This window comes from Gracilibacillus salitolerans (assembly GCF_009650095.1).
Lineage (GTDB): Bacteria > Bacillota > Bacilli > Bacillales > Amphibacillaceae > Gracilibacillus > Gracilibacillus salitolerans.
This window is the reverse complement of the sequence record NZ_CP045915.1, coordinates 607,846-630,345: the sequence shown is the minus strand read 5'-3', so window position 1 is coordinate 630,345 and position 22,500 is coordinate 607,846. Positions and strand designations below refer to the sequence as shown.

The 22,500-nt window shown below is 36.6% G+C and carries 22 protein-coding genes, 1 pseudogene and 1 riboswitch; of the genes and pseudogenes, 9 read left to right on the top strand and 14 right to left on the bottom strand.

Annotation, left to right across the window (positions count from 1 at the left end):
* Positions 1-9 precede the first annotated feature (9 nt).
* The 5 genes from GI584_RS03140 to GI584_RS03120 all read right to left on the bottom strand — a co-directional run bounded on the left by GI584_RS03140 (position 10) and on the right by GI584_RS03120 (position 5,126).
* Entirely contained in the window at positions 10-1,428 is a 1,419-nt protein-coding gene (locus tag GI584_RS03140; RefSeq protein WP_153790212.1) for a hypothetical protein, read from the bottom strand.
* Positions 1,425-2,111, bottom strand: a complete 687-nt coding sequence (locus GI584_RS03135; protein ID WP_100362073.1) for an ABC transporter ATP-binding protein — start codon at positions 2,109-2,111, stop codon at positions 1,425-1,427. Before GI584_RS03135 ends, GI584_RS03140 begins: the two co-directional genes overlap by 4 nt.
* A gap of 641 nt (positions 2,112-2,752) precedes the next feature.
* Positions 2,753-3,073 carry a thioredoxin family protein gene (locus GI584_RS03130; protein WP_100362074.1) on the bottom strand — a complete coding sequence of 107 codons (321 nt, stop codon included), beginning with the start codon at positions 3,071-3,073 and terminating at the stop codon, positions 2,753-2,755.
* A 78-nt stretch (positions 3,074-3,151) separates the two neighbouring features.
* On the bottom strand, positions 3,152-3,964 hold the full coding sequence (locus GI584_RS03125) for a DUF368 domain-containing protein (RefSeq protein WP_153790211.1): 813 nt from the start codon (positions 3,962-3,964) through the stop codon (positions 3,152-3,154).
* Positions 3,965-3,977: 13 nt separating this feature from the next.
* Positions 3,978-5,126: a CapA family protein gene (locus tag GI584_RS03120; protein ID WP_153790210.1), complete on the bottom strand. Its 1,149-nt coding sequence runs from the start codon at positions 5,124-5,126 to the stop codon at positions 3,978-3,980.
* A gap of 129 nt (positions 5,127-5,255) precedes the next feature.
* Here GI584_RS03120 and GI584_RS03115 point away from each other — a divergent pair, with 129 nt between their 5' ends.
* A complete protein-coding gene (locus tag GI584_RS03115; protein ID WP_153790209.1) occupies positions 5,256-5,948 on the top strand; it encodes an ABC transporter ATP-binding protein in 693 nt (230 codons plus the stop codon).
* Complete coding sequence (locus GI584_RS03110; RefSeq protein WP_100362078.1) at positions 5,945-7,273, top strand: ABC transporter permease; 1,329 nt, start codon at positions 5,945-5,947, stop codon at positions 7,271-7,273. The genes GI584_RS03115 and GI584_RS03110 overlap by 4 nt, the downstream gene beginning before the upstream one ends.
* A gap of 4 nt (positions 7,274-7,277) precedes the next feature.
* On the opposite strand, the gene GI584_RS03105 is transcribed toward GI584_RS03110, so the two are convergent.
* From GI584_RS03105 to GI584_RS03090, 4 genes are all read right to left on the bottom strand, one after another.
* Positions 7,278-7,556 (bottom strand): YkvA family protein, encoded by a 279-nt coding sequence (locus GI584_RS03105; RefSeq protein ID WP_100362079.1) that lies wholly within the window; start codon positions 7,554-7,556, stop codon positions 7,278-7,280.
* A gap of 209 nt (positions 7,557-7,765) precedes the next feature.
* A complete protein-coding gene (gene typA, locus GI584_RS03100) occupies positions 7,766-9,598 on the bottom strand; it encodes a translational GTPase TypA (RefSeq protein WP_100362080.1) in 1,833 nt (610 codons plus the stop codon).
* A gap of 78 nt (positions 9,599-9,676) precedes the next feature.
* Positions 9,677-11,032 (bottom strand): sensor histidine kinase, encoded by a 1,356-nt coding sequence (locus GI584_RS03095; RefSeq protein WP_100362081.1) that lies wholly within the window; start codon positions 11,030-11,032, stop codon positions 9,677-9,679.
* The gene (locus GI584_RS03090) at positions 11,029-11,721 is read right to left on the bottom strand and encodes a response regulator transcription factor (RefSeq protein WP_100362082.1); all 693 of its coding nucleotides are present in this window, start codon (positions 11,719-11,721) and stop codon (positions 11,029-11,031) included. Before GI584_RS03090 ends, GI584_RS03095 begins: the two co-directional genes overlap by 4 nt.
* A 197-nt stretch (positions 11,722-11,918) precedes the next feature.
* Here GI584_RS03090 and GI584_RS03085 point away from each other — a divergent pair, with 197 nt between their 5' ends.
* Entirely contained in the window at positions 11,919-13,151 is a 1,233-nt protein-coding gene (locus GI584_RS03085) for a S1C family serine protease (protein WP_100362083.1), read from the top strand.
* 36 nt (positions 13,152-13,187) lie between these two features.
* Here GI584_RS03085 and GI584_RS03080 read toward each other — a convergent pair whose 3' ends face one another.
* Positions 13,188-13,529, bottom strand: coding sequence for a TraR/DksA C4-type zinc finger protein (locus GI584_RS03080; protein ID WP_100362084.1), 342 nt, complete (start codon positions 13,527-13,529; stop codon positions 13,188-13,190).
* A gap of 106 nt (positions 13,530-13,635) precedes the next feature.
* Between GI584_RS03080 and GI584_RS03075 the strand changes: the two genes are divergently transcribed.
* Positions 13,636-14,508, top strand: coding sequence for an NAD(P)-dependent oxidoreductase (locus tag GI584_RS03075; protein ID WP_153790208.1), 873 nt, complete (start codon positions 13,636-13,638; stop codon positions 14,506-14,508).
* Between the two features lie 222 nt (positions 14,509-14,730).
* On the opposite strand, the gene GI584_RS03070 is transcribed toward GI584_RS03075, so the two are convergent.
* Both GI584_RS03070 and GI584_RS03065 read right to left on the bottom strand, forming a co-directional pair.
* The gene (locus GI584_RS03070) at positions 14,731-14,943 is read right to left on the bottom strand and encodes a hypothetical protein (protein WP_153790207.1); all 213 of its coding nucleotides are present in this window, start codon (positions 14,941-14,943) and stop codon (positions 14,731-14,733) included.
* Positions 14,944-15,524: 581 nt separating this feature from the next.
* On the bottom strand, positions 15,525-15,764 hold the full coding sequence (locus GI584_RS03065) for a helix-turn-helix transcriptional regulator (protein WP_153790206.1): 240 nt from the start codon (positions 15,762-15,764) through the stop codon (positions 15,525-15,527).
* Between the two features lie 173 nt (positions 15,765-15,937).
* Between GI584_RS03065 and GI584_RS03060 the strand changes: the two genes are divergently transcribed.
* From GI584_RS03060 to GI584_RS03040, 5 genes and pseudogenes are all read left to right on the top strand, one after another.
* Entirely contained in the window at positions 15,938-16,300 is a 363-nt protein-coding gene (locus GI584_RS03060; protein WP_153790205.1) for a helix-turn-helix domain-containing protein, read from the top strand.
* Between the two features lie 401 nt (positions 16,301-16,701).
* Positions 16,702-16,855: riboswitch (cyclic di-AMP (ydaO/yuaA leader) on the top strand.
* A gap of 66 nt (positions 16,856-16,921) precedes the next feature.
* Positions 16,922-17,578 (top strand): potassium channel family protein, encoded by a 657-nt coding sequence (locus GI584_RS03055; protein ID WP_153790204.1) that lies wholly within the window; start codon positions 16,922-16,924, stop codon positions 17,576-17,578.
* Between the two features lie 4 nt (positions 17,579-17,582).
* Positions 17,583-18,894, top strand: a pseudogene (locus GI584_RS03050) (TrkH family potassium uptake protein).
* 293 nt (positions 18,895-19,187) lie between these two features.
* Complete coding sequence (gene trhO / locus GI584_RS03045) at positions 19,188-20,168, top strand: oxygen-dependent tRNA uridine(34) hydroxylase TrhO (RefSeq protein WP_100362088.1); 981 nt, start codon at positions 19,188-19,190, stop codon at positions 20,166-20,168.
* Between the two features lie 117 nt (positions 20,169-20,285).
* A complete protein-coding gene (locus tag GI584_RS03040) occupies positions 20,286-20,765 on the top strand; it encodes a glutathione peroxidase (RefSeq protein WP_153790203.1) in 480 nt (159 codons plus the stop codon).
* Positions 20,766-20,802: 37 nt separating this feature from the next.
* Here the strand turns inward: GI584_RS03040 and ribH are convergent, their stop codons facing one another.
* Positions 20,803-21,270 (bottom strand): 6,7-dimethyl-8-ribityllumazine synthase, encoded by a 468-nt coding sequence (gene ribH / locus GI584_RS03035; protein WP_100362090.1) that lies wholly within the window; start codon positions 21,268-21,270, stop codon positions 20,803-20,805.
* Position 21,271: 1 nt separating this feature from the next.
* Complete coding sequence (locus GI584_RS03030; protein WP_100362091.1) at positions 21,272-22,492, bottom strand: bifunctional 3,4-dihydroxy-2-butanone-4-phosphate synthase/GTP cyclohydrolase II; 1,221 nt, start codon at positions 22,490-22,492, stop codon at positions 21,272-21,274.
* Positions 22,493-22,500: the final 8 nt, after the last annotated feature.

Below are 22,500 nucleotides of genomic sequence, written 5' to 3'. Positions count from 1 at the left end.
TAGAACTAGTCAATTTTTTATTGGAAAATAATGTTTCTTCACTATCCAGTAAAACAATATAATACCTAAATAACTAATAACAACAGGATATAATAAACTTAAAGCCATAGCCGCATAAGTTAATATACCTATCAGCTGATCGAAATAAGAGGTTGTATACCATTTTCTATTTAATGCTTTTACTTTCCTCTCAATCTCACAATCTAGTAAAAAGAAAAGTGCTATAAAAGTGAATAAAAGCTGAGCTATTAACCACCCACTCCATGTATTAGTAAGCAAGACCACCACTGAAATAATCATAATCACTACTATGCTCAATATCGATAATATCTGCCAAAAAGCATTGGTTATTACTTCTACGTTCCAAGGAATACTGTGAATTAATTTATCTTTGAAAATTACACTAAAAAAACTTATCGTAAGCTTAACAAAGATAAAAACAGACAACATCATAGCAATTCCCTGTAGCAGTGGACCTCCTCTTAATGATAGCACAATCATAATTGCTAAAATCGAAAACATCATCATATAGATAATACGGACTTCCTGATTGATACTTCGCCTCCATAATTTCCGCATTAGTTTAGCAGGTTGCTGATAAGGAAAAGGCAACTTTGCTTTTTTTGATGTGAAAAGTGTTTGTAAGAAGTAGTTTCTCCGATGTTGTTTTACTTGATCCATTCTACTCATGTGATTGATAAAAAACATATTCCACTCTTTTTCATCACTTTTCTCAATCACTTGCATCCAATTGATTTTTTTCAATCTTCGAGGCCATATCCATACATTTAAACCAAATAAGAGGATGATTAACATCCATACAGATTCAGCATGTAATTCTAATAATACAAAAGAGAGCCGGGTTATACCAATGATCAACACACCCAACAAATAAATACCTATTTTCTTAAAGCCATCTATTTGAAAGAAGAACCATTGTGGTATGACCGTTAATAATACTACAGATAGGATTACTGGATACCATTTAACTAAAAATAATGTGGAAAAAGGAGTAATTACAACTAGTAACAGGAACAACAAAGTTAAAACGACAAACCGGTTTCTAATCACGATCCATAAAGAATAAAACCATATATTTTTAATCGAAAAAGGAAGCGATGTTAATTTCCATTCTGCACTTGTAATTTTTATCCATGGATAGTTAAAGGAAAGTATAATCATCCCGAATATCAAACCGATTACTATTAGCGGAAAAAATGATTCGATATTTGCTTGATAGTCTAGAAAGACAGCTTCCATACTTTTTAAGCTGTCATATGTAATAAATAAAAACATGACAGCAAAAAAACCGGTATAGATGGTTATTGTCCAATCAAATGCCACACCAAAGGCTAATTTATATAATCTTTGTTTTTTGCGCCATCGATTCTTTTTTAGAAACCGCATCATTTGAATGGTGTCCTTCATTCTGTTCCTCTCCTTGATAATGAGTCGAAATCTTCTATCACCCCATGTTCTGCAACACGCCCATGATGAAGCATAATATATGTATCTGCTAACTCTTCCATTCTCTCTAATTGGTGGGATGTAAGTAAAATGCTTGTACCATTTTGCGCCTTTTCTATCAACATTTCTTGTAAGTCATGAGCTGCATGTACATCTAGACCCATAAAAGGCTCATCAATTAATAACAATGGGACTTCTGGTAATAACGCACAAATTGTTTGTACTTTTTGGCGCATACCTTTGGACAATGACTCTGGATATTCATTCAATTTATCCGCTATTTCAAATTGCTCCGAAAGTTCCTGTGCACGTTTCGTAAATGTTTTTTCATCGAGTTGATAGCTTTGACCATATAACTGAAAATGTTGCATTGTTGTTAATTCTGGTAATAAAAATGGTTCTTCCGGTATATAAGCAAGTTGTTTTTTAAAGGCGATAAATGATTGGTCTTGATCTACTTGATTCAAGGTAATAGTGCCCTCTTTTTTATCTTGCCAGCCCATAATGGTTTTCATAACGGTTGATTTCCCTGCACCATTATGACCTATTAATCCTACGACACTCCCTTTTTCTACAGAAAATGCTACATTATCAAGGATGGATTCTTTCCCAATTTCGACTTTTAGCTGCTTAACTTCTAACACATGAACGCCCCCTTTCCTCCTTATATACGAAAAATGTTGTCAAAAGGTTTCTAAACTTGATTTTTAATACAAATCAGTCCATACAAAAATAATACCGCTCTACATATTTGATGTGAATAGAAAAAACTGCGAACTAGTGTTTATTTTTAGGATGAAACTTTCTTCCATTCTTTTGAATTTAAGTATAAGTTCGTCGCTGCGGGATCTTCAGCTCGCGCTGTTTCGAAGAGCGGGACGATCAAGTGTCGTAGTTTTCTGATAAAGTAACAGAAAATCCAAAGAATATAGTTCCATGAGTTCTTAAAATAATCAGGACCTCATTACCAGCGGAGGCAGAATACGGAGACTCCTATGGGAACAGCACGAGGCGAAGACCCCTTGATGCACCTGCGTCTTCTAGTAACGCTTCGTAGTATGCTTCCTCGGTGCAAGGGAGCACAGAAGTTCATTCAAGTAGTTCCCTGGCTGAGGCCGTGCCCATGGAAAGCGGAGTATTCTGCCGAAGCGTATTACAGCACTTATCAAAATTCAGAACGAATAAACACAAATCTTTAGAAGAGTTATTTCGCAGTTTATGGATTTTATGAACCATTTCATGCTTGTTTTCAGATATAAAAAAAAGACAGTGCTCACACTGTCTCTTATCCTAGCTCTTCTTGAAGGAACTCTAATACATCGTCTGGTGTTTTGGTATATGCACTGTGACGGTGTGCAAGTTTTTCTCCGTTTTGGAAAATAAGGAGGCTTGGTATGCCCATTACTTCATATTTTTCTGCCAACCCTTGTACTTCATCACTATTTAATTCATACCAATCAAATGTATTATATTGCTCTAAAATATCTCCAATAAACATATCCATACGCTTACAGTCAGGACACCAGTCCGCATAAAATTTAATAATGACCGGGTCTTCTGAAGCGATAATTTTATTAAACTGTTCTTCTGTTTTAATTGCTTCCATTATGCATTCTCCTTTTTCAATTGGTTCTTTACTTTAGTAAAAACTAGCATGAACATGGTTTGAAAGCAACTATTCTGTTTAACGATACTCCACCCTGCCTAATAAATAAGCAAAAAGAAGACCTCCAGCAAAGGTAACAACACACATCACCGTTCCCATCATACTAGCAGGCCACCCTGGAAAAATGACGAAAACTGATCCAATCACCATGCCAATTACAAAAGCATACGTAGCAACTGGAAAAGAAGCTAGAAAATAATGAATCACTTTACTCATCAGTATAATTCCTAATAGAATTCCGAGTCCGACTGTTACAATAACAACGACATCTAGATTTTTTATTGCACTAATAATCGTCGTATAGGAGCCGATTACATATAAAAGAAAGGAACCACTAATCCCTGGTAATATCATGGCAGCACTCGCTACAAATCCCGAACCAAACAGCCATAGGTATGTAGATGGTTCGAACTGCGTCATCACCTCTGGCTCACCTGTTTGAAAGAAGGCCATGGAGCCGACGATGCAAGCACCAATCAATACCAGCAGGATATGATTTCCTTTAAACTTTTTTTTAGCATTCGACTTTTGAAACAGAAAAGGTAACACACCTATGATCAACCCTAAAAAGGCAAATTGCGTTTGTTTTGGATAGTGTTCAAACAACCACTCAATTAATCCAGCCAATAAAAAAACAGCTGCTAAAATGCCTACACCGAGTGGGATTAAAAACATAAGATGTTTCTTGAAATCTTTACTGAAAAAGCCATTCACCGCTGCTATTAAGCGGTCGTAAATACCTAATACAACAGCAATCGTACCACCACTAACACCTGGCACAACATCACTTGCTCCCATTAACATCCCACGATAAATATTTCTCCATTCCATTCTCGATTCTCCCTTATTCTATAAACTGTAGTTCTTCTACATTTTGTGATAGATGTTCTTTTATTTCTGCTAAATGATTAGATGCATCAGGCAACTGTTGATCTGAGACATCCTTTAACGGTAATACTTGCAAATCTGTGATGGTGTCATCGATAAGATCAAACTGAACAAAAGTCGGTAAAAAAGACGGAGAATGCACCTTTACATTTGATCCATCCTTTGTAATCGAAAATTGTAAAATCCCACCGATTCTCCTATATAGCTCGTATTGTCCAGATAGAAAATTTCCTAACGAATAGGCAACCAACGTTTGATTGCCATCTTTCCCTTCCAACCAATCGATTGGCTGCAGGACATGTGGGTGATGACCAATCACTACCTCCGCACCGAGATCTGCAGCAAATTGTGCTAAATCTTTTTGTTGCTGATTTGGTAATCGTTGATATTCCTCACCAAAATGATAACTAACGATCGTAACATCCGCTAACTCCTTTGCTTCCGTTACTTCCCGTTCAATTTGGTCACGATTAATTAAGTTGACTAAATAATCTTTCCCGCTCGGAACTGGAATCCCATTTGTACCATATGTATAGCTTAGAAAGGCTACCGAAATACCTACGTCCGTTTCTAAAACTCTTACAGTACGCTGATCTTCCTTACTTTTGAAACTTCCGGTATAGTGCATGCCAATCTTATCATAATAATCAATCGCATTATAAATCGCTTCTTCGCCTCTATCTAACGTATGATTATTTGCCATTGTAACTATATCAACACCGACTTCCTGTAGATCATCTCCTAATTCAAATGGACTGTTGAATTGTGGATAGGTAGATAATCCGATCTCTTCCCCACCCATAATTGTTTCCTGGTTCGCCATGGTGATATCTGGTTGTTTTAAATATTCCTGTACAGGTTCTATCATGGATAAAAAGTCATACCTTTCACCGTTCCATCCGTCATCATACACACGATCGTGAATCAAAAGATCCCCAATAGCGGCGATAGAAATTTCATATTTGAATAAATTTACCTCTGTATTTTTTGATGACCTGTCTATTTCATCCATATGGTGGAAGTGTCCTTGATATTCCTGTTGTCCCTCACACCCTGCTACTATCAAAAACAGTATTATAAAAATAGCGACACATACATTTTTCATAGGAAAACTCCTCTAAGAAGACTCATTTTATTTTAACATAAAAAAATTATATTTATTGACAAAAAAATGAAGTACTTAAAGATTTTCATTCGTCAGTTAATAGTGAAGAGAAAAAAAGGAGGATGAAAAATGATAGATGTAAAAGACATCAACCATACATTTTTATTAGGAAAGAAACAGAACGAAACCGCTCTTACAGTATTAAAAAATATATCGTTTTCTGTAGATAAAGGGGATATTCTAGCAATAACAGGAAAAAGCGGTTCTGGTAAATCGACCTTACTCAACATTATCGGCGGATTTATGAAGCCTACTAGTGGATCGGTATTTATTAAGGAGAGGAATGTAACCAATTTAAACGAAGGAGAATATGCAGATTTTCGTTTAGATAATATCGGTTTTATCTTTCAAAATTTTCAATTGATTCCAAGTATGACAGCTTATGAAAATGTTGAACTACCCTTAGTATTAAAAGGACTATCGGAAAAAGAGAGAGTAGAATTAACGGAACAAACATTAGAAAAAGTCGGTCTCTCCAATTACCATCATCATTATCCAAGCGAATTGTCTGGCGGCCAACAGCAACGGGTAAGTATCGCAAGAACACTCGTAATAGAACCACCTATAATTCTTGCTGATGAACCAACAGGTAGTTTAGACAGTGAAACCGAACAAGAAATCTTAGATTTGATTACCGGATTAAATCAAGACTTAGGCATTACATTTTTAATGATTACTCACGATGAAGAGGTTGCTCGAATTGCTTCGAAACAGATCCATATTCATGATGGGGAAATTGTAAAGGAGGAAGTTAGTGCATGACTTTTAAAGATCAATGGCGATTCGTTCGCAATAATATGAAACGAAGTAAGTCAAGAATATTTATGACGGTATTGGCCACTGCGATGGGCGTAGCATTTTTAATTGTTTTAGCTTCTGTTGGGTTTGGTTTACATACAACCTTTATCGACGATATCATTCGAGATCGCTCGGTCACTCAAATGCAAATAGGTGGAATCGAAAAAGAAGATGGCTATGCGCCGATTACGGATGAAGAAATAGAGGAGCTTGAAAAGGTCGAGGGCATGAAAGCTGTCACTAGACAACAAACATTAAGACAAACACCTCTATTTAACATAGACGATTACAGCGGAAATACGGAAACAGTCGTATCTCACTTCCCATCAGAATTAAAGGCAGGAATGGAACTTACGGAAGGTGACTTACCGGAAGAGCCTTACGAAGCTGTAGTCGGCCCACATTTTTTAGAGAATCTTTATCCGGAAGATCTCCCAGCAGATGCAGAGATTTATGATGAAGAAGGTATGTTGAAAGAGGAATTTAAATATGATGAATCACTTATTGGTCAGGAAATTGAAATGGTAGTCGAGCAAAATGTAGATGGGGAAACCGAAGAACATCCGATCACGTTAACGATTACAGGTATCGTTGAACCACCTTCAAGAGGTTGGATGCAAGATAGACAAGTATATATATCGGAAGAAGTCCTAGCTGAAGTGGAAACATTCACGGAAACTACAAGAGGAGCCATTCATCCAGAAGTCGAGGAAGAAATCACAGGTTATGATAACGTATATGGATATGCTGATACGTTGGAAGAAGTACAAGAAATTTCGAATTATTTATCAGAACAGAATTACTTAGTATATTCCGCAGCGAATGAATTAGAATACTTAAATACCTTTTTCACTATCGCAAAAGCCGGACTTATTTTTATTGGAACAATCGCTATCATTATTGCATCTATCGGTATTTTTAATACGATGACGATGGCCGTTACCGAAAGAACTTCTGATATTGGTATTATGAAAGCAATCGGTGCACACCCGAAAAAAATTAAGCAGATCTTTTTGCTAGAAAGCAGTTATATCGGGCTACTCGGTGCAACGATAGGTACCATAGTTGCTTATGTCATTAGTATTCTCCTCAACATTGGGTTACCATGGATCATCGAATCTGCCTTTGAACAGGAGTTACCTGAAGGATTCCAATTTTCCAGTATCCCTGCTTCGTTGATTCTTATTGCAGCAGTAATCTGTTTAATTGTAACCATTATCTCTGGTTTAAAGCCAGCCAAACGAGCTACACAAATTGATGTTTTAAAAGCGATGAGAAGAGAGATATAGAGAGTTATTTACTCTCTATATCGTATCTTTCACGTAAACTTTTAGGCGCCATCTTGACCATTTGCTGAAGAATCAATGTGGCAACCACTACATCATCAAATAGACCGAGCACTAACAAATAATCAGGTATTAAATCAAATGGGAAAACGATATATCCTATGATGAGAATAAGTGATGCTAATTTTGCAGTAACTTTTACTTCATTGGATAAGTAGAATTCCTTAAAGAAAGGAAACGATTTACGGAATTTAAATAGAAATTTGAATCGCCTAAAAAAGCGCATAACATCCCCTCTTTTCTTCTGTTTCATTATCTAAAATATACCCTGCAATCTAAGTAAAAAAACCTTCCCCATTGACATCGGACATACAAAATTCAGAGAATGCCTTGATCGATAACGATAATATAAACGTCATTCTCCAGGTTTTGTCCTTCATAAGAAAAAAACCCGTTTTGATAATCTTCCACTATCAAAACGGGTTTATAAATTTATTAGACATTACTTTTTTTCTTTGATGCTTTTTCACGTTCGTTTTTATTTAGTATCTTCTTACGTAAACGAACTGATTCTGGTGTAACTTCGCAATATTCATCGTCGTTCAAATATTGAATAGCTTCTTCTAATGACATGTTACGTGTTTTGCGAATAGTTGATGTCTGATCTTTATTTGCGGATCGTACGTTGGTTAAGTGTTTTTCTTTAGTAATATTAACCGTCAGGTCATTCTCGCGGTTATGTTGACCAACAATCATTCCTGAATACACTTCTGTACCTGGGTCTACAAAAATGACACCACGGTCTTCTAGGTTCATGATACCGTACGTAGATGCTTTTCCGTGTTCCAACGCAACAAGTACGCCTTCACGACGGCCACCTACTTGCCCTTTGAGAAGTGGTGCATACTCTTCAAATGTGTGGTTGATGATACCATAACCACGTGTCTGAGTCATGAATTCTGTGGCATAACCGATTAAACCACGAGATGGCACTTTAAATTCCATACGAACTTGACCAGTTCCGTGATTCACCATATCCAGCATTTCACCTTTACGGGCACCAAGAGACTCCATAACCGGACCTGTGTAATCTTCCGGTACATCAATTTGGACACGTTCGATTGGTTCACATTTGACACCATCTATTTCTTTAATAATAACTTCTGGTTTAGAAAGCTGTAGTTCATAGCCTTCACGACGCATGTTCTCTACTAGAATAGACAAATGTAATTCCCCACGACCGGATACTGTCCAAGCATCTGGTGAATCTGTCGGGTCAACACGTAAACTTACATCTGTCTCTAATTGCGACATTAAACGTTCATCAATTTGGCGAGAAGTAATATATTTACCTTCTCTTCCGGCAAAAGGACTGTTATTGACAACAAACGTCATTTGTAATGTTGGTTCATCAATACGCAAAATTGGCAATGCCTCTTGATGTTCAGTCGGACAAACTGTTTCACCTACGTTAATATCTTCCATACCTGCAACCGCAATGATATCCCCTGCTGTTGCCTGTTCGATTTCAATTCGTTTCAAACCGATAAAACCAAATAATTTGGTAACACGGAAATTTTTCACTGAACCATCGGTTTTCATTAGAGATACTTGCTGTCCTACTTTAATCGATCCACGGAACACACGACCGACACCGATACGTCCTAAGTAGTCATTATAATCAAGCATAGTTATCTGGAATTGTAATGGTTCGTCTGCATTATTAACAGGGGCCGGAATTTTCTCTAAAATCGTTTCAAAAACTGGCTCCATCGTTTCCTGTTGTTCTTCATCTGGAAAGCTGGATGTCCCATTTAATGCCGAAGCATAGACAACTGGAAACTCTAATTGATCATCGTCAGCACCAAGTTCAATGAATAAATCCAATACTTCATCGACTACTTCATCGGGGCGTGCATTGGGTCTGTCGATTTTGTTCAGTACAACAACCGGCTGCAATTTTTGCTCCAGTGCTTTTTTCAATACAAAACGGGTCTGCGGCATACAACCTTCATAAGCATCAACCACAAGTAATACCCCATCCACCATTTTCATAATACGCTCTACTTCTCCACCAAAGTCAGCGTGTCCTGGTGTATCCAATATATTAATTCGAGTATCATTATAATTAATCGCTGTATTTTTCGCTAAAATCGTGATCCCACGTTCTTTTTCGATATCGTTGGAATCCATTGCACGTTCTTCCACTTGCTCATTTTCACGAAAAGTTCCTGAATAACGGAGTAACTGGTCAACTAACGTCGTTTTGCCATGGTCAACATGGGCAATAATCGCAATATTGCGAAGTTCTTCTCTCAATTGCGTCATTTTATTCTCTCCTCTTAAAGATGCGTTCATCATATTACAACTTACCTAGTATATCATACTAGTCAGTAATTGTTATCATTAATCGTTATTTTTTTCAAAATCCGTAAATGTAATCATAAATCTCGCTCCACCATACGGTGCATTTTCTGCTTTAATTGATCCGCCCGAGCGCTCTACAATTGCCCGTGCAATCGCTAAGCCAAGACCTGTCTCTCCGCTCTCACCTTTTACAAAACGATGGAATAATTTTTTAATTAATTCATCGTCAATTCCTTCACCATCGTCCGTTATTTGTATATGAAATTGCTTATTGTTTGTAAATGTGGTCACTTCCACTTGTGTATCCGCATGTCTAATCGCATTCGTTATAATATTCATAACTGCTTGTAACATTTTTTCTGCATCAAACCATACTTGTACTTCTTCCGCTTGATCTTGTTTCACTTGAATATGTTTTTCATTAGCGATCGGGATTGCTCTTTCCATTACTTGTTCCATAAATATTTTACTGTTCACCTTTTCCGGTCGATATATATCTGCTTCACTATCTAGTTTGGCCAGCAAAATAATTTCATTGATAATTTTTTTCAGCCTATTAATTTCTGCCACCATCACTTGCAGGCCTCTTCTTGCTTCTTCTCCTTCAAATATTCCATCACGAATGCCTTCTGCATAACCTTGAATGGTCATGAGTGGCGTTTTGAGTTCATGGCTTGCATTTTGAAAAAAGTGATGCTGCGATTGAATAAAGCTGTCTAACTCATTAGCCATCTCAACAATACTTTGCTCTACCTCTTTTATTTCACCAGTTGCTTTTACTTCTTCCATCTCATCAAATTTACGTTTTTCAATTTTCTTTAATTGATGTCTTAATTTCGTTAAAGGTGTGACAAGCTTAGTAGTCAAATAATGACTAAGCAAAACAGCTACTGCAATTCCAAGCAGGAAAATCAGAAACAATCGATTCATTAAGCTTCTTTGTACTTCCTGCAGGTCATCTAACGGTGTAAGTAACACTAATTGTTGAGTGGACAACGGTGACAAAACGGGAATAATCGATACCACATAATTATCATCTTTTCCCTGCCATAAAGGTTGCGTCCTACTATCCAGGTTATATTCCTGAACCCACGATTCAATCGTATTAATATTAGGAATCGAGGAAAAAACGATCCTTTCACTGGCCTCATCATACGCAAAAACTTGCAAATTATATTGCTCTAGTAATTGCAAAAATCGTTGTACGTTTGTCGTATTGTTGAGATCTTCCGACAATATAAAGTTAACGATCAATTCCCCTTTGTCTTCTAACTGACGCTGCTCATCCTTAATTAACATCTGCAGCATTTGAGAGTAAATCATAATACCAGTAACCGTCATGATAACCACTAGTAGTGTTGTAAAAGCAATCGTTAATTGATATTGCAGCTTCATTGTTGGTCCTCATCATATTCTAGGCGGTACCCATATCCCCAAACCGTTTCAATCGGTAAACTATCTAATTTTTTTCGTAATCTTTTAACTAAGTCATCCACCGCACGATCACTCCCAAAATAATCATCGCCCCAAACTAGAGTGAGCAATTCCTCCCTCGAAAATGCTCGGTTTGGTTTTTGAGCAAAGATCTCTAACATCGTAAATTCTTTGGATGTCACATCAATCTCTTGTTGTTTCCAATGTACAACCCGTGCTGTTTTATCGATCTCCAATTCTCCCAATTCAATAACAGGCGTTGAATTAATTTGATTGATCGGTTGAGCTTCTGCTCTTTTAAACAAGCGTTTGACTCTTGCTACTAATTCGCGCGGACTAAACGGCTTCGTTAAATAATCATCACTGCCAAGTTCTAAACCGAGAATCTTATCGACTTCCTCATCCTTTGCAGATATGATAATTATCGGTACTTCACTGACTTGCCGTATTTTTTTACATAATTCATAACCGTCCATGCCAGGTAACATAATATCCAGTATCCACATATCCGGCTGTCCGCTCTGAGCTCGTTGCCACGCATCTTCTGCATTTTCCAAAAGTGTGACTTGAAATCCTTGCTTCATTAAATAGGCTTTCACTATATCTCTAATATTTGCATCATCTTCTACAATATAGATGTGTTGATTCATATTGCTCACCTCTCCCAATTATACCCCAATTTGCTTGCTCTTATTTTCGCACATTTACCCAAAAAAATTAAGCAGCGAGCAATGAATTCTTACTTTTACACATTTTTTATACAATTATCCCATTAATATGCCGTATATAACAGGTATGATAATAATAGAAGTTACGTTAATATTCCTACGAAAGGGTGAATAGATAAATGAGTGAAGAATTTAATCAAGAACAAACAACAGAGCAAAGTAAAAAAGTCAAAAAAGAGAAAAGCACATTAGCTATGTTAATGAGTGGAGTTGCGGGTGGAGTTATCGCAGCACTGTTTACTGGTGGAATATTTCTTAATATGATCAATGATGAAAAGGCTGTCTCTTCTGAAGATAGCAATCAAAATGAGCAGACAGAACAAACATCATCAGAGGAAGCTGTGCCGACAACTAACCTTGCCAATCAATCCTCTAACTCGATTGGCAGTGCCGTAGAGAAAGTATCGGACGCAGTAGTTGGTGTCTCCAACATTCAACAAATCAGCCTTTGGGAAGAATCTGATGCAGCTGGTACAGGATCAGGTGTGATTTATAAAAAGGATGACGAATATGCTTACATCGTTACGAATAATCACGTAGTGGAAGCTGCCCAAGAAGTAGAAGTGATTCTAACAAATGGCGAACATGTTGAAGCTAACGTAATGGGTACAGATGAGTTAACCGATTTAGCTGTACTTCGCATCCCTAGTGATCAAGTTTCAACAGTTGCAGAATTAGGATCTTCCGACGATTTGGCAGTAGGTGATACTGCGATTGCAATAGGTAACCCACTCGGACAAGAATTTGCTGGGTCTGTAACACAAGGGATCATCAGCGGTTTGGATCGTGCCGTTGATATCGACTTAAACAATGACAGTCAACCTGATTGGACAACAAATGTAATTCAAACCGATGCAGCGATTAATCCTGGCAACAGTGGTGGTGCCTTAATCAACACCAATGGGCAAGTGATTGGCATTAATTCGATGAAAATCGCCCAATCTCAAGTAGAAGGAATTGGATTTGCGATTCCAATCGATGATGCCAAACCAGTCGTTGAACAACTGGAAACAGGTAATGAAGTCGTTCGTCCGTTTATCGGTATCAGTGCTATCGACTTGTCTACCGTACCACAACGTCATATTCAAGAAACATTGCAGTTAGATGAAAGTGTGGAGAATGGGGTTGTCATCGCACAGGTTGAGCCTAATTCACCAGCAGAAGAGTCCGGATTACAACAATATGATGTCGTGACTAAACTTAACGATAAAAATATTGAATCCATGTTAGACCTTAAGAAATACCTTTACAATGAAACAGAAGTTGGCGAAGAAGTTAACGTCACTTTCTATCGTGAAGGTAACCTGCAAACTGCAACGTTAGTTTTAAATGAGCAAAATAATATGGAGTAAATGATGAAAACCCCAAGTAATGTCTTGGGGTTTTCTCTATTTTCCATGATCGATACAATATCTAGTTGTAGGAACAGCTAGTAATCGTTCCTCTTTAATTGGTTTCCCGCACGTATTACAACGATGATAGGTACCTCGACTGATTTCTTCTAAAGCATCCTCAATATCCGCTAACTCTTCCTGCAATTGTTGTTTTATAGTAATGTCTTTTTGCCTTTCAAAGAGTTCTGTTCCCATGTCTGCCGGATGGTTATCAAATGTTGACAACTCACCTACCTCTTCATCTAATGCATTATTTTGATGTACATGCTGACTACGTATTTCTTCTTTTCTTTCTTCTAAGAGGGCTTTGCATTGATTCAATACTTGTTGATCCATATTTTAGCCTCCTTTTAGTGCCACTATTCCCATTATGTAATCGTTAAAAACAACTATTGGGATAGTCAACTGATTTTTGGTAAAGTAAAAGAAAAGGAGGAGAAAAATGACAACAACAATTGGTTTTATTGGCACTGGCGTTATGGGCAAAAGTATGGCAAAACATTTAATGGAAGCTGGACATAAGGTTCACCTTTTTACAAGAACGAAAACAAAGGCACAGGAACTTCTAGATGACGGAGCTATTTGGGAAGAATCAATTGCTTCTCTGGCAAAAAAAGTAGATGTAGTCATTTCTATTGTCGGGTATCCACACGATGTTGAAGCAATTTACCTCGGTGAAAATGGTCTTATTGCAAATGCTCAATCTGAAACAACCTTAATAGATATGACTACTTCTGACCCTGTACTTGCTGAAAAGATTTTTAAAGAAGCAGAGAAAAAGAGTTTGCATAGTCTTGATGCACCTGTATCGGGCGGTGATGTAGGTGCTAAAAATGGAAAACTTACCATCATGGTTGGTGGTAAGGAAGAGGATTTCGAATCGATGCGACCAATCTTTGAAAAAATGGGTGAAAATATTGTCTTGCAAGGACCTGCAGGGGCAGGACAGCATACGAAAATGGCGAATCAAATGACGATTGCCTCTAATATGATCGGGGTATCAGAAGCAATAATGTATGCCAAGAAAGCTGGCCTTGATCCGGTCCGTGTCTTAAAAAGCATCTCAACTGGCGCAGCAGGTAGTTGGTCCCTATCCAATCTAGCACCACGAATGATCAAAGGGGACAGTGATCCTGGTTTTTATATCAAACATTTTATTAAAGATATGAAAATTGCATTAGCAAATGCTCAACAAATGGGGCTACAAACACCCGGATTGGCATTATCATTAGAATTATACGAAGAGCTAGCCGAAAAAGGATTGGAAGATCGCGGAACACAAGCATTGATCAAATGGTTTGAGGGTAATTTGTAATACTTACTATTGCTTTTTGGTAAAAACAATTATGACTAGAAATTCAACAAAGGCTTTCATTGTTGATAGGTGCTCTTTTGGCTAAGTCAATTTCTGGAATGAGAGAAACATCCGTGGCATTAACGACGTACGTATAAAAAACTAGTTTCGTTCATGACTTTTAAGTTGCGACCGAAGTTAACTGCGATCTATGATAGAGAAGCTGAGTAATGGTTTTATCTCCTACTCAGCTTTTCCTGTTTTTAATACTGGGTTTAAACTCTTTTCTATCACTTCTAAATATTCTATTGCTGACTTGACTTGTTCATCACTAAACCGTCCATAATCATTATCTACGATTATTACTAACCTCTCGATCAAATCCATTAAGCAAACAAATGATCGTTTTTCGATATCCGATCTATCATTGTTTTTATAATCAAATTCAATACTCATTTCCTAATCCCCCTTTGTATATGTAAAGCCATGTATTCCAATTTTGAAAGAATGTTAATAATATGCTTAAGTATTTTAGCTTTGAAAAAGTTACCAAGTTCAAATACTTTTAATCATCTGAAGTGTTTAATAGTGCAAGTGATGTGAATTTTCTTTGATTTATTTTGTTTTCGCTTTGAAATAACTCATACAATGCAACCTTTTCTTAAGGTCTTTGGTTATTTCAGATACAACAACATATAGAAGATCTTACATTCTTTTATGACATCTGGATTAACTTTCATATTAATTTCAATTATTCTGAACCTCCTTTGTTTTTCCATTCTTTTCTTGTAAACTAATACTAGAATGGATACTTTATATAATTACACCAATACTAAAGGTGTTGATTAATACCAATTCAGCTACTCCAATCACTGTAGCTAATTCCAATTGCTAGGAATTCTATTTAGCTTATTTCATATCCTGAACTTTTTAAACTCCTTACTATTTAGCATTATTGCATTCCCTTAGCAAACTTTTTAAAAGATATAGATTTAAGATCAGTCGGTCCGTTTTTTGTTAGTTTTTAAGTAGATTACCTACTTAAAATAATTATGTTCTTTATTTGTATGATTTTCTTGGACTTTATAATTAAATAAAAAAGATATTTCTTTATCTAGTATTTTTGCAATCAACAACGCTTTTTCTAGTGGCGGTGATGAATAACCACTTTCCCAATTAGCCACTGCTTGCTTTCCTTTATAACCTAACTTTTTTGCTAGTTGTTCTTGAGTCAAGTTTTTCTGTTTTCTAGCATTGATTAAATTGAAATTTTTCATTTAATCCCCCTCTCAATGTCCAAGATTTTTGTATCTCGTGTTAATTATAAGTCCAACTTGATTGGATGTCAATATAATAATATGATTTTCTTGGACTTTTCGGTTTTAATATTACGCTTATTGCTTTTATGTAGTACAATAATCTTGAACTTTTTTAGAAGGGACGTGCTCCAATGTTGGCACAAAGATTAAGGAGTGCAAGAAGGAATAAAAAATTAACACAAGAAGAACTTGCTTCCAAACTACATACTAAAAAACAAACAATTTCAAATTATGAGACCGGCTATAGTTCGCCTTCTAATGAAGTGTTAAAAGAAATAGCAAATATACTAGAAGTCAGTACGGATTATCTTTTAGGTAGAACGGATTACCAAAAGGAAATTTCAAATAACAAAATTGAAATAAATGAGCCAATAGACGACTTATTCGGCTATGATCTAGACTCCCTAAGCGAAGAAGAAAAGAAGGAATTGAAAAAGCAGCTAAAAAAAGAAGTGGAATTTTTCTTATGGCAAAAGAAACAAAAGGATGACTGAATAGATTATCCTTTTGTTTTATTCATTTTCTAGGTATTTTGTATTAAAAACAATAATACTATTGTTTTTATATTGCTCTTTTATTTTAGGGCTTTATTTTTTTAAGTCCATAACCCCAAAAAATTCAAAAACGACTTGAAAATATAGTAGAAGCGCATTACGATAAGCGTACAATCAATCGAAGGAGATTTTGTCGAAGAAACAGGAGAAAACGATGTCAAAACACAGTTAAAAGATGGTACGAATTGATGACTTTGTGATAGAGGTACAAAGGGTAACATGAATTGAAATATGAACAACTAAAATACGTCTGAAGCTTCCTTTTTTAATAAATTATTTACAAATTTTCTATTGACTAACAACATTTAGAGGAGTAATGTATACTTATTAATTTTATAAAAATACCTTTTAAGCTTAATCATGAAATATGAGCGGGGGAACCATTTTTGATAAACCATGTTTATCTTGGGGTGAATCTTAGCAAACTATGCTAAGAAGGGAGACTCTCATTCCCTAATCCGACAGCTAACCTCGTCAGCATTTGTGAGAAAAGGGTTAATGAAACCATTGACCATTCTTATTAAGAGTGGTCTTTTTCTGTTTAGAAAGGAAGAAATGATAATGAAGAAACAGTATGCAGTATTTGGATTAGGTCAATTTGGTGGAAGCTTAGTTAAATCATTTGTCGAATTAGGAGAAGATGTATTGGCAATTGATACAAATCCAAACAAAGTAAAAGAGTATTCAAAAATTGCAACACATGCTGTTCAAGCAAACGGAGTGGATGAAAATTCTTTGAAAGAAATAGGCATAAGAAATTTTGATCACGCCTTTGTCTCTTTCGGAGAAAATATCGAAGCTAGCATCTTAACATCATTATTGTTAAAAGACCTTGGAGTTCCAAGGGTATGGTCGAAGGCACAAAATGAATACCACCATAAAGTATTAAGTAAGATTGGAGTCGACAGGGTTATTCATCCAGAAAGGGAAATGGCAAGACGTATTGCTCATCATACCGTATCTGACAATATTATTGATTATGTAGAGCTATCTGAAGATTACAGTATGGTCGAAATTATCGCCACCAACAAATTACATGAGAAGTCTTTAGCTGAAATAAATGTTAGGGAAAGATACGGATGTTCAATTGTTGGTATCCAAAGGGATAGAAAGATGATCGTAAGTCCAGTAGCTGACGAAAAAGTATTAAAAAATGATATTTTAATTGTGATGGGACTTAATTCCGATATTCATCGCTTTGAAAAAGAAGGAGTATAAGTGTATGCGTAAGAAATATATAAATCTTAACCCATCTCAACTACTTCTTTTAGTATTTATGATATCCATAACAATGGGAACATTTCTGCTCAAATTGCCCTTAGCCACCACCGAATCAATACGCTGGGGAGATGCATTATTCACTGCCACTTCTGCCATGACTGTAACAGGATTAGTCACAGTAGATACAGGATCTGCCTTTACACTGTTTGGACAACTGGTTATTGTTTCGCTTATACAATTAGGTGGTTTGGGCATCATGTCTTTTGCAGTGCTGATTTACATAATGCTAGGTAAAAGAATAGGTATTAAAGAAAGATTATTAGTTCAACAAGCCTTAAATCAAACGTCAATTGGTGGCGTAATCAAATTAGTACGAAACCTATTCTTTTTCTCCTTAACTATTGAACTTATCGCAATGATATTTATTGCAATAAGATGGGTTCCTGAAATGGGTTGGATGAAAGGTTTATATTTCAGTTTTTTTCACTCTATATCAGCTTTTAATAATGCAGGATTTTCATTATGGTCGGATAGTTTAACAGGTTACGTTGGAGATCCAATCATTAATATTGTTATTTCATTTTTATTTATTATTGGTGGTATTGGATTCACCGTTTTATCTGACTTGTGGTATAAAAAACAATTTAAAACACTTTCTTTGCATTCTAAAATGATGATTGTCGGAACATTTTTCATCAATATTATTGCGATAATCACTATCTTCAGATTAGAGTATAGCAACCCAAATACGCTTGGAAGTTTAAATTCAACTTTGGGCATCTTACTTTCAAGGTATTACACCGAGAACCGCCGGATTTAACACTTTAGATATTGGAAGTTTAGAAGAAGCAAGTCTATTTTTTATTCTTATATTAATGTTTATTGGTGCTGGTAGTGCTTCAACTGGGGGAGGAATCAAATTAACCACTTTTCTGATCATTATCATGGCTGTAAATAGCTTTTTAAGGAGAAAAAGGGATATTACCATTGCTAGAAGGTCAATTAACCAATCGATTATTTTAAGATCTTTAGCCATATCAAGCATGGCCATCTTTTTTACCTTTTTAGGTATCTTTATATTAAACATAACGGAAGAACAGCCATTCATTACCATATTGTTTGAGGTTGTTTCCGCATTTGGAACTGTGGGGTTATCGATGGGTATTACAGGTTCTTTAACTGTGATAGGAAAACTTGCAATCGTGATCATCATGTTTGTCGGAAAACTCGGACCACTTACGCTTGCATTTTCATTAGCACAACCAAAAGAAGAAAAAATCAGATATCCTTCAGAAGATATTCTTACGGGATAGTTTGAACAATACCGAACAGAAGTATCTCACGGTTATACTGAATGCACTATCCAATGGTATGCATGGCAGAGTTTGGCTTGAAGAACTCTGCTTTTTTATATTGAGGATACTGTTAAAAGATTTGGTCACAATAAATATGAAAGAATGTAGTGATTGGGCTATCAGAGCCCCTTTTAAACATATTGTGTAGTTTTGAAAAACGTGATAAAATATGACCTTGCAAGATTATAAAAGTACAAACCAACCTAAAAACATTTATATCTTGCAAATATGAATTGATAGGTGGTAGTAAAATGGAAAACAAAGAAAAGTATCAAGTATTGTTGTATTATAAGTTTGTCACAATTGAAGACCCAGAAACATTTGCGCAGGAACACTTGGAATTCTGTAAAGACTTAGGATTAAAAGGACGAATTCTTGTTGCAGAAGAAGGTATTAATGGTACCGTTTCTGGAACAGTGGAACAAACAAATAAGTATATGGAAGCAATGCATAATGATCCGAAATTTAGTGACATGACGTTCAAAATCGACGAGGCTGATGGACATGCATTTAAGAAAATGCACTGCCGCTATCGTCCAGAGCTAGTAACACTTCGCTTAGGTGAGGAAGATGTTGATCCACGCGAAAAGAATGCCGAATTCTTGAATCCTAAAGAGTTTTATGAAGCAATGCAAGATGAAAACACGGTAATTCTAGATACTAGAAATGATTATGAGTATGAACTAGGTCATTTCCGTGGTGCGATTAATCCTGATATCGATAATTTCCGTGACCTACCTGAGTGGATTGAAAATAATCGTGAAAAATTAGAAGGTAAAAAAGTACTAATGTATTGTACTGGCGGAATTCGTTGTGAAAAATTTGGTGGTTGGATGAAAGAAAAAGGATTCGATGATGTCGGACAGCTCCACGGTGGGATTGTCACTTATGGGAAAGATCCAGAAGTACAAGGTGAACTATGGGATGGACAACTTTACGTATTTGATGAACGGATCTCTGTTCCAGTGAACCGCAAAGACCATGTTGTAGTAGGACGTGATTACTTTGACGGCGAGCCTTGTGAACGTTATGCAAATTGTGCAAATCCTGAATGTAATAAACAAATTTTATGCTCAGAAGAGAATGAACATAAATATATGCGTGGATGTACACACGAGTGCCGTGTTCACCCTCGCAACCTATATATTAAAGAACAAAATCTTTCTGAAGAAGAAATCCAGACCAGATTGGATCGCATCGCTGAAGAAGACGGTGTAATGCAAGAATCTTAATGAAATCACGAGGTGTACACCTCGTGATTTTTTGTTCAGCTTTTTCGACTTTGTTGTAGCTGTTCCTCGTAGTCACGGGATGATTATGCTATCCTTTTTATTAAGGAGGCGATTGGATTGTCATTGTATGATCTTTCGATTGAAACAGTTAAAGGTGAAGAAAAAACGGTTAACGATTATAAAGCAAAAGCGATGATTATTGTAAATACCGCAAGTAAATGTGGCTTTACTCCTCAGTTTGACGGGTTACAAAAATTGTATGAAAAGTATAAAGATGACGGTTTAGAAATTCTAGGGTTCCCCAGCAATCAGTTTATGAATCAAGAGCCTGGATCCAGTGAAGAAGCAGAAGAATATTGCCGACTGAATTACGGAGTTAGTTTCCCAATGTTTGCCAAAACAGAAGTCCGTGGCAAAAATGCCCATCCGCTTTTTCAGTATCTGACTAAAGAAGCGCCAGGTATCATTTCCGATCAAATAAAGTGGAATTTTACGAAATTTCTAATTGATGAGAATGGGAATGTTGTGAAACGATATGCACCAAAAACAGAGCCAAAAGAAATGGAAGAAAATATTAGAGAATTACTTCAAATATAATGAAAATGGCGGGTTAAGAGTAACCCGCCACTACATATCAGCCAATCTCTTTTAATAAATTCGCCATCTCGATTGCTGAAATTGCTGCTTCTGCTCCTTTGTTACCTGCTTTGGTACCAGCACGCTCGATTGCTTGCTCAATCGTGTCTGTTGTTAACACACCGAAAATCACTGGCATACCAGCATCCATAGAAACACTTGAAACTCCTTTTGAAACTTCATTGCTGACATAATCAAAGTGTGGTGTAGATCCACGGATAACGGTGCCTAACGTTACCACCGCATCATATTTTCCTGATTCGGCCATTTTTTTCGCTACTAAAGGAATTTCAAATGCTCCTGGTACCCAGGCTACATCGACATCGTCTTCTGCAACACCGTGGCGACGGAAAGCATCTTCTGCACCACTTAATAATTTACCTGTTATAAATTCATTAAATCTCCCTACGACAATCCCTACTTTTAAACCTGTACCTACCAGATTACCTTCGAATGTTTTTGCCATGTTAAATTCCTCCTCCATCTTGATTCCCTTTTACGTGTAATAAATGGTCTAATTTTTCTACTTTTGTTTGTAAATACTTTTCGTTATTTTTATTTGCCGGAATTTCTATTGCTTTTCTTCCTACTAGTTCCAGTCCATACTCTTCCATACTTGAAAGCTTACGTGGATTATTAGTGAGCAAATGAAGTTTTCCAACTCCTAAATCTCTTAATATCTGGACACTAATCGCATAGTCTCGCAAGTCATCCGGAAAGCCTAACTGGTGATTAGCTTCAACTGTATCATAGCCTTCCTCCTGCAGTTTATATGCTTTCATTTTGTTAATTAAGCCAATCCCACGGCCTTCTTGACGCATATAGACAAGAACGCCTCGCCCAGCTTTTTGGATTTCCTCCAAGGCTTTTTCTAATTGCGGTCCACAATCACAACGCTCTGAACCAAACACATCCCCTGTTAAACATTCGGAATGAACTCGAACCAATGTCGCTTCATCCGAATGTAATTCACCTTTGTATAATGCGATATGCTCCTGACCAGTGTATTTCTCTGTATAAGCGACAAGTTTAAATTCGCCATATGCAGTCGGCAAGTTGATTTCAGTTTCTTTCACAATTAATTGGTCATAACGTTTGCGGTATTGGATTAATTCCTGAATCGTGATCATCGGCATGTTATGTTTGTCTGCCATTTTTTCTAAATCTGGCTGGCGCGCCATCGATCCGTCTTCATTCATAATTTCGCAAATAACAGCTACTGGCTTCGAATCCGCTAAACGTGCTAAATCAATCGCTGCTTCGGTGTGACCTGTTCGTTCGAGTACCCCTGCTGTTCTTCCGATTAATGGAAAAACATGCCCAGGACGATTAAAATCCTGTGGTGTCGTCGTATCATCGACTAATTTCTGAATTGTTAGTGCACGCTCCTTCGCACTAATTCCCGTATGTGTAGTATGATAATCGATACTTACGGTGAAATTGGTACCGTGATCATCGGTATTTCTTGTCACCATTTCCCCTAATTGAAAACGATCAGCGTAACTTTTAGTCATTGGTGCGCAGATCAATCCACGACCTTCCTTGGCCATAAAATTAATCACTTCTGAAGTCGTGTATTCTGCTAAGGCAATAAAATCACCTTCATTTTCACGTTCTTCATCATCCACAACGATGACGATTTCTCCTTTTTTTAGTGCTTCTATAGCTGCTTCTACTGAGTGCTTCATTTTTGCAC

What these genes read in the sequence shown, in the direction of transcription:
- GI584_RS03085 (WP_100362083.1), top strand. Translation starts at nt 11,919, where the DNA reads ATGAGTGAAGAATTTAATCAAGAACAAACAACAGAGCAAAGTAAAAAA.
- ribH (WP_100362090.1), bottom strand. Translation starts at nt 21,270, where the DNA reads ATGGCAAAAACATTCGAAGGTAATCTGGTAGGTACAGGTTTAAAAGTA.
- GI584_RS03080 (WP_100362084.1), bottom strand. Translation starts at nt 13,529, where the DNA reads ATGGATCAACAAGTATTGAATCAATGCAAAGCCCTCTTAGAAGAAAGA.
- GI584_RS03030 (WP_100362091.1), bottom strand. Translation starts at nt 22,492, where the DNA reads ATGAAGCACTCAGTAGAAGCAGCTATAGAAGCACTAAAAAAAGGAGAA.
- GI584_RS03140 (WP_153790212.1), bottom strand. Translation starts at nt 1,428, where the DNA reads ATGAAGGACACCATTCAAATGATGCGGTTTCTAAAAAAGAATCGATGG.
- GI584_RS03060 (WP_153790205.1), top strand. Translation starts at nt 15,938, where the DNA reads ATGTTGGCACAAAGATTAAGGAGTGCAAGAAGGAATAAAAAATTAACA.
- trhO (WP_100362088.1), top strand. Translation starts at nt 19,188, where the DNA reads ATGGAAAACAAAGAAAAGTATCAAGTATTGTTGTATTATAAGTTTGTC.
- GI584_RS03120 (WP_153790210.1), bottom strand. Translation starts at nt 5,126, where the DNA reads ATGAAAAATGTATGTGTCGCTATTTTTATAATACTGTTTTTGATAGTA.
- GI584_RS03090 (WP_100362082.1), bottom strand. Translation starts at nt 11,721, where the DNA reads ATGAATCAACACATCTATATTGTAGAAGATGATGCAAATATTAGAGAT.
- GI584_RS03055 (WP_153790204.1), top strand. Translation starts at nt 16,922, where the DNA reads ATGAAGAAACAGTATGCAGTATTTGGATTAGGTCAATTTGGTGGAAGC.
- GI584_RS03110 (WP_100362078.1), top strand. Translation starts at nt 5,945, where the DNA reads ATGACTTTTAAAGATCAATGGCGATTCGTTCGCAATAATATGAAACGA.
- GI584_RS03065 (WP_153790206.1), bottom strand. Translation starts at nt 15,764, where the DNA reads ATGAAAAATTTCAATTTAATCAATGCTAGAAAACAGAAAAACTTGACT.
- GI584_RS03070 (WP_153790207.1), bottom strand. Translation starts at nt 14,943, where the DNA reads ATGAGTATTGAATTTGATTATAAAAACAATGATAGATCGGATATCGAA.
- GI584_RS03125 (WP_153790211.1), bottom strand. Translation starts at nt 3,964, where the DNA reads ATGGAATGGAGAAATATTTATCGTGGGATGTTAATGGGAGCAAGTGAT.
- GI584_RS03105 (WP_100362079.1), bottom strand. Translation starts at nt 7,556, where the DNA reads ATGCGCTTTTTTAGGCGATTCAAATTTCTATTTAAATTCCGTAAATCG.
- GI584_RS03075 (WP_153790208.1), top strand. Translation starts at nt 13,636, where the DNA reads ATGACAACAACAATTGGTTTTATTGGCACTGGCGTTATGGGCAAAAGT.
- typA (WP_100362080.1), bottom strand. Translation starts at nt 9,598, where the DNA reads ATGACGCAATTGAGAGAAGAACTTCGCAATATTGCGATTATTGCCCAT.
- GI584_RS03115 (WP_153790209.1), top strand. Translation starts at nt 5,256, where the DNA reads ATGATAGATGTAAAAGACATCAACCATACATTTTTATTAGGAAAGAAA.
- GI584_RS03095 (WP_100362081.1), bottom strand. Translation starts at nt 11,032, where the DNA reads ATGAAGCTGCAATATCAATTAACGATTGCTTTTACAACACTACTAGTG.
- GI584_RS03130 (WP_100362074.1), bottom strand. Translation starts at nt 3,073, where the DNA reads ATGGAAGCAATTAAAACAGAAGAACAGTTTAATAAAATTATCGCTTCA.